Origin of the sequence: Cryobacterium sp. TMT4-31, from assembly GCF_004403385.1 — a bacterium.
Taxonomy (GTDB): domain Bacteria; phylum Actinomycetota; class Actinomycetes; order Actinomycetales; family Microbacteriaceae; genus Cryobacterium; species Cryobacterium zongtaii.
Genome location: NZ_SOGI01000032.1, coordinates 99,108 through 109,840, shown reverse-complemented (window position 1 = coordinate 109,840; position 10,733 = coordinate 99,108). Strand labels below are relative to the sequence as shown.

Annotated in this window: 5 protein-coding genes; 4 read left to right on the top strand and 1 reads right to left on the bottom strand. The window is 73.0% G+C overall.

Features of this window, described 5'->3' with window-relative positions; genetic code table 11:
• Positions 1-178 precede the first annotated feature (178 nt).
• Both E3T19_RS18945 and E3T19_RS18940 read left to right on the top strand, forming a co-directional pair.
• A complete protein-coding gene (locus E3T19_RS18945; protein WP_206750442.1) occupies positions 179-5,872 on the top strand; it encodes an SCO7613 C-terminal domain-containing membrane protein in 5,694 nt (1,897 codons plus the stop codon).
• Between the two features lie 104 nt (positions 5,873-5,976).
• Positions 5,977-6,612: a GNAT family N-acetyltransferase gene (locus E3T19_RS18940; RefSeq protein WP_166788829.1), complete on the top strand. Its 636-nt coding sequence runs from the start codon at positions 5,977-5,979 to the stop codon at positions 6,610-6,612.
• Between the two features lie 125 nt (positions 6,613-6,737).
• On the opposite strand, the gene E3T19_RS07885 is transcribed toward E3T19_RS18940, so the two are convergent.
• Positions 6,738-6,974, bottom strand: coding sequence for an SHOCT domain-containing protein (locus E3T19_RS07885; protein WP_134408532.1), 237 nt, complete (start codon positions 6,972-6,974; stop codon positions 6,738-6,740).
• 163 nt (positions 6,975-7,137) lie between these two features.
• On the opposite strand from E3T19_RS07885, the gene E3T19_RS07880 reads away from it, so the two are divergent.
• Both E3T19_RS07880 and E3T19_RS07875 read left to right on the top strand, forming a co-directional pair.
• Positions 7,138-9,222, top strand: coding sequence for a copper-translocating P-type ATPase (locus tag E3T19_RS07880; protein ID WP_370294263.1), 2,085 nt, complete (start codon positions 7,138-7,140; stop codon positions 9,220-9,222).
• The gene (locus E3T19_RS07875) at positions 9,222-10,730 is read left to right on the top strand and encodes a multicopper oxidase family protein (protein WP_134408530.1); all 1,509 of its coding nucleotides are present in this window, start codon (positions 9,222-9,224) and stop codon (positions 10,728-10,730) included. Before E3T19_RS07880 ends, E3T19_RS07875 begins: the two co-directional genes overlap by 1 nt.
• Positions 10,731-10,733 lie beyond the last annotated feature (3 nt).

Below are 10,733 nucleotides of genomic sequence, written 5' to 3'. Positions count from 1 at the left end.
GGCCTCGCCCACCGTCGCCGCGCCCGCCGAACCCGCCCCGTCCGCCCAGCCCGTTCCCCCGTTCGCTCTGCCCGGTGTTTCTCCGGCGGCTCGCCCGGCCGCCCACACGCCGCCGACCCCGCCGAGCACCCCCGCACCGGCGACGCCGACGGGGCCGACCCCGCACAAGCGCTCGAGCGTGCAGGTCGTGCTGCTGCTCGTGGGTGTCACCCTCGTGTCGGTCGCGGCGATCGTCTTCCTCACCGTGGCCTTCGTCGTCGCCGGCCTGGCCGTACGCTCGGCCATCGTGGGGCTCTTCACCGTGGCCATGCTGATCACGGCGGGGCTGCTGCGGCGCAAGGGTCTGGTCAGCACGGCAGAGGGCATCGGCGCTCTCGCCGTGGTGCTGGTGCTCCTGGACGCCTGGGCGTTGCGGGAGAACGACCTGTTCGGCTTCGGCACCGTCGACGGCCTCCTCTATTGGGGCGTGACGCTGACGGTGTGCACCGCGCTGTTCCTGCTCTGGCACGCGGTGTCGTCGTTGCGGGTGGCCAGCGTGGCCGGTTTCGCCGCGGCCGCACCGGCTGTGGGTCTTCTCGCGGCCGGGTTGGCCGCGGATGCCGAGCCGGTCACCCGGGTGTTCCTGGCCGCGCTGGGCGTCGCAGCCGGCGCGCTCCTGCACAGGTTCACCCGGCCGGGAACGGCCTCGTTCTGGCCCGCCGTGGACCGCACGGCCGAGAAGATCGCCCTGCTCGCGCTGGCCGCCCTCGCCCTGGCCACCGCCACGCTGACCGCCGGATTCGTGGCTCCCGCCGAGACGGTGATTCCCCTGCTCACATTCGGCGCCGTCGCCGCGGGCGCTCTCGCTCACGCCGTCGTCGCGTTGACGGGGCGCACACCGGGTGCCCTCTACCGGTCTTTCGCCTACGCATCCGCCAGCCTGGCCACGCTGGCGGTGGTGTTCGGCATCGAGGTGTTCGTCTGGCGCACCGACGACAACACCCTGCTCGTGACCCTGCCGTTGCCGGCCATCGCCACTCTCGCTCTGGGCCTCGAACTCGCCTGGCGGCGCCGGGCGACCGGCCCCGCCCGCATCGCCCTGCTCACCGCCGCGCTCACCGCCGCGTCGTTCGTGGCCGCGATCGGTGCGGTTGCGTTGGCCACAGCCGCCGCGCCGCTGGCCTCCGCCCTGCTCTCGACGTTCACGACGTCGGGCGATCCGCTCGTCTCGGTGAACGAGATGAGCGTCTGGGCACTGGCCACGCTGACCGGCGTCGCCGTGCTGGTGGCCGGGTTCTGGCGGGCCGGTGCGGTGCTCGCCCCACGCCTGCGGATACTCGCCTGGTTCGGTTTGGTCATGGTACTGCTGGCCGTGCCGTTCACCGAGGCGCTCTGGCTGGTGCTTCCGCTGTATCTGCTGCTGGGCGCCGCCGCCCTCACCGTGCTCCTGCTCGCCCGCGCCGGGCGTCTGACACTGGGCGGCTACCGGCCGATTGTCGTGACACTCTTCATCGCCAGCGAAGCGCTCGGTTACACCGTGAGCTGGGCCAGTAGCGCCAGTTGGTGGCTCGGCACGCTGTCGGCGGTACTGACAGTGTTCGTCGCCCGGCTGCTGTTGAACCGCGAGTCTCAGGCCGGCGGCCGCGGTGCTCTGCTGTCCGGAGCGATCGTGCTCACCCTCGTCGGCGCCGCCGCCGCTCCGGAAGCGCTCACCCTGGCCGCGCCGCCCACTCCGGCCATGCTCTGGCTGCTGGTGGCCCTCGCCGTGGCGTCGGCCACCGGTCTGCTCCAGCTATTCCTGGCCCAGGGCCGGATCGGCGGATTCACCGCCGTAGAACGCCGAGCAGGATTCTGGACCCTGCTCGCCCCGACTCTGTTGGGCGTCCTACTGCCCACCGGGCGCATCATCGACGGCCTGAGCGGTGCCAACCGGGCGACGATGCTGCCTGCCGCCCCCGTCGCCGGCATACTGGCCGCCGCGCTGACAGCGGCCGCGATGCTGCTCTGGACCCTGACCCGCGGCGGCGGCCTGCGCTGGGAGCGGTTCACCGGCGCGCTGCTCGTGGCCCCCGCCGTGCTCGCACTCACGGTGAACCTCATCTCCCTCACCGAGTCGCCCGGCACGGTGTCGGTGCTCGCCGCGCCGATCGCCGCTCTGCTCACGGTGGCACTGGCCCTGGTCCTCCGCACTCTCGCACGCACCACCGGCGGCACCACCGGCGGCACCACCGGCAGCCGGGCGCGTTCGTCGGCCGGCCTGGAGATCGGCGCCGCCGTGGTGCTCGCCTCCGTCTTCCTGCGGCCCGGACTCGCCGAGCTGGGCTGGCTGGTGCTGCTGCTCACCGCGGTGGTCCTGCTGCTCACCGCGATCGACGCCGACGGTCTCTTCGCCTCTGCCTCCTGGCGCCGCCATGTCGGCTGGCTCTCGCTCGTCGCGGCCACCGCCGGGCTCTGGTGGGGCCTGGCCCGCGCCGGCACCACCCCGGTGGAGGCCTACGTGCTCCCCCTGGCCGGACTGCTGTTGCTGCTGGCCGCGTTGCTCTGGCGTTACGGTCGCATCGACCGCGCCGTCACCGCCAGCCGGGGCGCCGCGCTGCTCACCCTGGCCGGGCTCTCGGTGGCCCTGCTGCCCCTGGCCCTCAGCATGCAGACCGGGTCGCCGGTGCGTCCGGTCATCGTCGGCGCGGCATCCGCGGTGCTGCTCATCGGCGCCACGCTCGTGCGCTGGGCGCCGCCGCGCTCGGCCTACCTGGCCGCGACCGCGCTGGCCGGCGCTCTCGGGCTGCTCAGCACCGGCATCGCCCGCTCGTTGCGCCTGCTCGACACCGCGGGCGCCACGGGACCGCTGCTCGAGGCGTGGCTGCTGCCCACCGTGGTCATCACGGCCGTCGCGGCGTTCCTGCTGGTGCGCCACCCGGATGCCCGCACCCGCCTGGCCAGGGACCGCGCCGCCGTCGTGCTCCTGGTCGTGGCCCTCGGCACCCTCACCGTGCTGGAAACGGCCTCGTTCGACACCTCGGATCTGGCGGCCGGCCGCGCGATCGCCCTCGTGGGCGTTCTGGCCGTCGGGCATGTGCTGGCGCTCTGGCGGCCGCAGGTGCCACTGGGCACCATCGCGGCGTGGACCTGTGCCGCCCTGGCCGGCTTCGCTGCCGGCGCCGCGCTCGTCGCCGGCACTGTGGAGCCATTCGAGCTCGTGACGGTGCCCGTCGGACTCGCTCTGGTGGCCGGTCAGCTCGTCACGGCCCGCCTCCGGGCCACGGATGGCGCCCGGCCCGCAGGAGCGTGGGCCTGGACCGGCGCCGGACTAGCGCTGGCGCTGCTGCCCAGCGCCGTCGTGGCGGCCACACCCGGCGCCACGACCCTCGGTACCGCCGGCCTCACCGACGACGCCGTGCGCCAACTGGTCACCCTGACCCTCGGCGGCCTGCTCGCCATCGTGGGCGCCGTACTACTGGGCCGCCCCCGGTGGAGCCTGCTCGCCTGGCCCGGCCTGCTCGTGGGAACCGCGGCCGTCGTGGTCACGGCGACCGGGCGCATCCTGGCGCTGGTGACGGCGCCGGCGGCCGGCGCCGACTGGCGCCTCGAGGCGTGGCTGCTGCCCGCGGCGCTGCTGCTGGTGGTCACCGGCGGCATCATCATCCGGCACACGCCGTTCATCGTCTCCGTTGCGACGGCTCCGACGGCGACCCGCACCCGCACCGTGCGCCGGAGCTTCGGCTACGGCCTCGTCGGCCTGGCACTGCTCGGCATCCTCGGCGCGGAAACTGCGGCACTGCCGTTCGGTCCGTGCGCCGAGGGACGCGTGATCGCCTTGGTCGCTCTGTTCGCCGTGCTGCACGTGGCCCTTCGCTGGTTCGATCGCAGCCCCGCGGGCACCGTGCTCGCCTGGTTCAGCTGGGCCGCAGGCCTGGTCGCGCTCCTGGCCGGCCTCGGGTTCGGCCTGCCCACCCCGCTCGAACTCACCACTGGTCCGCTGGGGCTCTCCCTGATTCTCGGGCAGCTCCTGGCCGCCGGGCTTCTCGGTCCGGCGCGGAACCCGGCGTCCCTGCGGGAGTCTGCCGCCGGCCCGGTTCTGCAGGCCTGGCTGGCCGTGGGGCTGGGTCTGGTACTGCTGCCCAGTGCGGTCGAGGGTGCCCAGGGCGCCCTGCTGCGACCGGTACTGGTGCTCACCGTCGGCGGCATCCTCACGGTCGGCGGAGCCTTGCTGATCAGCCGGCCGCGCTGGCGGGTTGTGGCCTGGCCCGGCGTCCTGGTCGGTGCCGTGGCCGTCGCCGTCGCCGCGTCGGGACGCATCCGGCCGCTGCTCGGCTCGCCGGCCGGCCCGGACGGGCGGCTCGAGGCCTGGCTCCTGCCGGCCGCCCTGCTGCTGATCGGCGCGGGCTACGTCATCATCGCCAGATCCCCGGCGCTGGTACGGCCGGTTCACGCGGATGCTGCCGCGATGGATGCCGCTGTCACGGTGACCGTGGACCCGGCCGGTCCGCGCCGTCTGCTCGGCTACGGCCTCGTCATCGTCGCCCTCACCGGCATCCTCGGGACCGAAACCGCCGCGTTGCCCTATACGGCCTTCGCCGCGGGCCGGGTGATCGCCCTGATCGCGCTGTTCGCCGTGCTGCAGGTCGCCGTGCGCTGGTTCGACCGCAGCCGCGCGGGCGTCCTGCTGGCCTGGCTGCTCGTGGCCGCCGGCTTCCTGGTGCTGGTCGCCGGTCTCGGCCGGGACCTGCTCGACCCCGTCGAGGTGGGCACCGTGCCGCTGGGGATCGCCCTGGTCGTCGGTCAGCTGATCTCGGCGCGGGTCATCGGCCGGGCGCGGGGTACCTCGTTCCCGGTCCCCTCGGCCCGTCTGGTGCAGTCCGGTCTCGTCGTGGGCCTGGCGGCGCTAGTGCTGCCCAGCGCTCTCCTCGGCGCTGAAGGCACCCCGGTGCGTGCGGTGCTCAGCCTGGCGATCGGCGGTGCCCTGGCCGTCCGGGGCGCCCTGCAGACAACCCACCCACGCTGGACCCTGCTCGCCTGGCCGGCCTGCCTGGTGGGCACCCTCACCGTCCTGACCGCCGCGGGCCTGCGGATCCTCACCCTGCCCGGAGCCCCGGCCGGACCGAGCGGCGAGCTGGAGGCCTGGCTGCTGCCGGCCGCCGCCCTCCTGGTGGCCACCGGAACCTGCCTGGTCTGGGTTGCCCGCAGCACCGATTCCGCCGACGCCACCAGCCTGCCGCTTCGCAGTGGGTATGGCCTCGTCGTCGCGGCCATGTTCGGCACCGTGCTCGCCGAAGTGGTCGCCCTGGGCTACCCACCGCTGGCCACGGTGCGGGTGGTGCTGGTGGTCTGGGTCTTCGCGGCGGTGTTCCTGGCCGCGTTCTGGGGCGACCGTAGCCCGCTGGGCCGACTCATCGCCGGGGCGGCCCTCGCGGGTGCCGCCGGGATGCTCGTTGCCGGCCTGTTCCACGACGTGCCGGACCCCGTCGAGATCGTCACCGTGCCGCTGGCGCTGGCGCTCGTGGCGGCCGGGCTGGTGCACCTGCGGCGGGTGCCCGCTGCGGGCAGTTGGCCCGCGCTCGCCCCCGGCCTGCTCCTCCTGCTGGTGCCGTCGCTGCTGCTCGACCTGAGCGTCAGCCCGGTCTGGCGCGTGGTGGGCCTCGGCGTGGTCGCCATCGCGGTGCTGCTGCTCGGCACCGCGCGGCGGTTGCAGGCTCCGTTCGTGCTCGGCGCCACGGTGCTGTTGCTGCACGCGCTCGCCCAGCTCTGGCCGTGGATCGCCCTGCTCTACGTCTCGGTGCAGTGGTGGCTCTGGCTCGGTATCGGCGGCGTGCTGCTGATCGTGCTCGCCGCGCGGTACGAGCAGCGCATCCAGAACTTCAAGACGGCGGCGCTGAAGATCTCCGCGCTGCGCTAACCGCTCCCCACAGCGCCCCGCGCTCAGCCCGTCACAACCGGTGCGGGGCGCGGGGTGCAACTCCTGCGGATGACCGGCGCCGCGCATCGTGGAAGCATGGGGAGGTGCCCGAATCCAGCGCCCCCGAGTTCCTCAGCACGACCCGCCTGCGACTGGCACCTCTCGCCGCGGCCGATGTGGCCGAGGTGCACGCCATCTACGCCGACCCGGGAACCTGGCTGCACCTGCCGACCGGCCGCCACACGGCCCTCGCACAGGCCGAGCGGATGGTCGACGAGAGCGAGCAGAGCTGGGCCGCATCCGGTTTGGGGCGCTGGGCGATTCGGTTGCGGCACGACCTGCCCGGCACTGCACGGTCCGGCACCGCACTGCCCGGCACCACCCTGGCGGCGGGAATGCTCATCGGGGTGGCCTCGGCGACGCTGATGGACTGCGGGGCGCACAACTTCGGCTACCGGCTGACCCCGGCCAGCTGGGGAATCGGACTGGCCACCGAGGCCGCCACGGTGGCCCTCGCCGCGGCGCAGGCCTCGGCGTATCCGGTGACCGCCCGCGTTCTGGCCGGCAACCCCGCCTCGGTGCGGGTGCTCGAGCGCATCGGGCTCACCCTGGTGTGGCGCGGGCAGGGGGTGGCCGGCACGGCGTCCGACCAGCCCGCCACCGCGGCGCTCGAACGGCTCATCTTCGCGGACCGGCCCCTCAAGCCCGATCTGCTGGCCGCGATCATCAATCTCGGCTGACCTGCCGTCCGCGCCTGCGGTCCAGGCGGAGATCTTCCGGCCGTGTCGGCGTGTCGTGGTCGCCGGCCCGGCGAGTCCCGAAATTCTCCGCCTTTAGGTAGTCGCTCGGCCGCGCCGGAACCCGCTCAGGGCTGTTCGCCGAGCTCGGTGACCTGTTGGCGGTACTGCTCGGCCGTGAGCTCGCCGCGTGCGTAGCGCTCGTCGAGGATCCGTCGGGCGTTGCTCCTGCGCGGGCCCACCGGGCCGGGCGAGTCGTCGCGGAACACCCGCACGGTCCACACAATGAGCAGCACGACCGCGCCTAGCGATAGCAACCCGTAGAGCCAGAGCCAGGCCGGGCTCATTCCGTATCCCCACATCATCCAGGTTCCTTTCCTGACGAGCACAAGTGATCGTGCCCCCCACGGTAGTCTCATTGCCCTTGCCTGGTACCCCTAGGGGGTATAGCGTAAGGGTATGCCTTCCCACCCGGATCACCACATCGACCAGCCCACCGACGGCGCCTCTCCGGCGGATCAGGCCGCGATGAATCACGCCGACACGGACCACGAATCGATGGACCACACCTCGATGGACCATGGGGCCATGGGACATGCCGGGCACGGCGATCACGTCGCCCGATTCCGCCAACTGTTCTGGCTGATGCTGGTGCTTGCCGTTCCCGTCGTGGTCTTCAGCGGCATGTTTTCCATGCTCCTGGGCTATGAGTTGCCCCACGCCGCCTGGGTCGCCTGGGTCTCGCCGCTGCTGGGCACGGTGATGTACGTCTGGGGCGGCCGCCCGTTCCTCACCGGCGCGGTGGCCGAGCTCAGGCAACGCTCTCCCGGCATGATGCTGCTCATCGCACTGGCGATCACCGTGGCGTTCCTCTCCTCCTGGGGCGCGAGCCTGGGCATCCTGGCCATGGAGCTCGATTTCTGGTGGGAACTCGCGCTGCTGATCGTGATCATGCTGCTCGGCCACTGGATCGAGATGCGCTCGCTGGCGCAGTCCTCGTCCGCGCTCGAATCGCTGGCGGCGCTGCTGCCCGACGAGGCCGAGCGGGTGGATGACGGCACCGTCACTCTTGTCGCTCCCGCCGACCTCGAGGTGGGCGACCTGGTCATCGTGCGACCGGGCGCCCGGATCCCCGCCGACGGACAGGTCACCGAGGGCACCGCCGATGTGGACGAGTCGATGATCACGGGCGAATCCCGTCCGGTGCGCCGCGGCCCCGGCGCCGCGGTCGTGGCCGGCACCGTCGCCACCGACACGGCCCTGCGGCTGCGGGTGACCGCGGTCGGCGACGACACCGCGCTCGCGGGCATCCGCCGGCTCGTCGCCGAGGCGCAAGCCTCGTCGTCGCGGGCGCAGCGCCTGGCCGATCGGGCGGCCGGCTGGCTGTTCTGGTTCGCGCTCGGTGTCGGTCTGCTCACCGCGATCGCGTGGACCCTGCTCGGCAGCCCGGAGGATGCCGTGATGCGCACCATCACCGTTCTGGTAATCGCCTGCCCGCACGCGTTGGGCCTGGCGATTCCGCTGGTGGTGTCGATCGCGACCGAGCGGGCCGCCCGCGGCGGGGTGCTCGTGACCGACCGGCTCGCCCTGGAGAGCATGCGTACCGTCGACACCGTGCTGTTCGACAAAACCGGCACTCTCACCCGGGGCGAACCCGTGGTCAGTCACGTGCACGCCGCCGCCGGTCACACCGAGGAGGACGTGCTCGCCCTGGCGGCCGCCGTGGAGGCCGACAGCGAGCATCCGCTGGCCACGGCCATCGTCGCCGCGGCCCGCGGCCGATCCGTTCCAGCGGCCACCGGGTTCCGGGCGGCCACCGCCGTGGGCGTGAGCGCCACGGTCGCCGGCCACGAGGTGGCGGTGGGCGGGCCGAGCCTGCTCAGCCGCCATCACGCCGAGCCGCTCGAGCACACCGACGCCTGGGCCGCCGAGGGCGCCATCGTGCTGCACGTGCTACAAGACGGCCGCGTGATCGGCGCCATCGGCCTCGCCGACGAGGTGCGGCCGGAATCGACGGAGGCCGTCGCCGCCCTGCACGCCCTGGGCATCGCGGTGGTGATGATCACCGGCGATGCCGAGGCCGTGGCGCACAATGTGGCCGCCCAGCTCGGCATCGACAGGGTCTTCGCCGGCGTGCACCCCGACCGAAAGGCCGCCGCCGTGGTGCAGCTGCAACAGGAAGGTCACCGGGTGGCCATGGTGGGCGACGGGGTCAACGACGCTCCGGCTCTGGCCCAGGCCGACGTGGGCATCGCCATCGGCGCCGGCACGGATGTCGCGATCGCCTCCGCCGGCGTCATCCTGGCCAGCGACGACCCCCGATCGGTGCTCTCGGTGATCGAGCTCTCCCGCGCCAGCTACCGCAAGATGACGCAGAACCTGTGGTGGGCCGCCGGCTACAACCTGCTCGCGGTGCCGCTGGCCGCCGGAGTCCTCGCCCCGATCGGCTTTGTGCTGCCGATGGAAGTGGGTGCGCTGCTGATGTCGGCCTCGACGGTGGTGGTGGCCGTGAACGCGCAGCTGCTTCGCCGCCTCGACCTGCGGCCCGAGGTGAGCACAGCCCGGGTGCTCGGCGCCCGCCACCCCGACGCCACGCCGAGACCGGTGTCCTGATGCGGGCGCCTCCGGCAGCACCCCGGAATCAGGAACCGCCAGCCCTGGCCCGCCCCGTCAGCCGGCGCACCGTTCTGGCCCTGGGCGGGCTGGGCGTCATTGCCGTGGCGGGCGGAGCGGCCGCGCTCTGGGCGACCTGGCCGTCGGGCACAGCCGGGTTCGTCGGCGGTGACGACCTGCACCAGCCCGACGAGCTGACGAGCAGCGGCGGGCTGCTCGATGTCACCCTCTCCGCCACACCGGCCACGACCGTGATCGGCGGGCGCAGCGCGAGGGTGCTCGGTTACAACGGCGGCCTGCCCGGCCCCACGCTGCGGCTCGTTCCCGGCGACCGGCTGCGGGTCACGCTGGTCAACGGCCTGGCCGGCCCGACCAACCTGCACGTGCACGGCCTGCACGTGTCGCCGGAGGGAAACGGCGACAACATGGCCGTCATGGTGAAGACCGGTGAGTCCTTCCACTACGAGTACCGGCTGCCGGCCGACCACCCGCCCGGCGTGTACTGGTACCACCCGCACCACCATGGCACCGTCGCCGACCAGGTCTTCGGCGGCCTGTACGGCACCATCGTCATCGACGACCCGGTGCCCACCGGGAGCAGCCGGGAACGGGTCCTGGTGATCTCGGACGTCACGCTCGACGGCGTCGGTGCGGTCGCGGACGCATCCGCCGCGGACCGGATGCAGGGCCGGGAGGGCGAGCTTGTGCTGGTCAACGGTCAATTGGCGCCTGTCCTGGCGCTTCGAACCGGCGAGCGCGAGAGGTGGCGGATCGTGAACGCCTGCGTCTCCAGATACCTCCGACTGCGCCTCGACGGTCAACGGTTGCAGCTGCTCGGCATCGACTCCGGTCGCCTCGAAAGACCGGCGGAGGTGGACGAGATCCTGCTCGCGCCGGGCAATCGGGCCGATGTCCTCGTCACCGCGGTGGAGGGCGGAACCGAGTTGCGCACCCTGGCCTACGACCGGGGCACCGCGACCTCCGGCGGCATGATGGGCGGCTCCGGTCAGGCCGCGACGGGCACCGAGGTCGCCCTCGCGACTGTCACGGTGACCGGGGACCCGGTGGCGGCGCCGGGGGCCGTGCCACGCCAGCCGGCACCGCTCGACCTGCGCGGTGCGACCGTGACGGCTCGGCGCGAACTCAGCTTCGACATGGGAATGGGTATGGGCGGCGGCTCGATGATGACTTTCACCATCAACGGGCAGGAGTTCGACCCGGAGCGCCTCGACACGACAGCGCTGGCCGGCAGCGTGGAGGAGTGGACGCTGCGCAACACGAGCGAGATGGACCATCCGGTGCACCTGCACGTGTGGCCGATGCAGATCGTCGATCGGGGCGGCACCGCCGAGGCTGCAGTCGTGTGGCGCGATGTGGTGAACGTGCCGGCCCGCGGGCAGACCACAGTGCGCATCAGTTTCGCCGACTTCGCCGGACGCACCGTCTACCACTGCCACATCCTCGACCACGAGGACGCCGGGATGATGGGGACGATCCTGGTGCGGTAAGCG

Excerpts from the sequence above, each read along its gene's own strand:
- E3T19_RS07880 (WP_370294263.1), top strand. The coding sequence starts at position 7,138 with ATGAATCACGCCGACACGGACCACGAATCGATGGACCACACCTCGATG.
- E3T19_RS07885 (WP_134408532.1), bottom strand. The coding sequence starts at position 6,974 with ATGATGTGGGGATACGGAATGAGCCCGGCCTGGCTCTGGCTCTACGGG.
- E3T19_RS07875 (WP_134408530.1), top strand. The coding sequence starts at position 9,222 with ATGCGGGCGCCTCCGGCAGCACCCCGGAATCAGGAACCGCCAGCCCTG.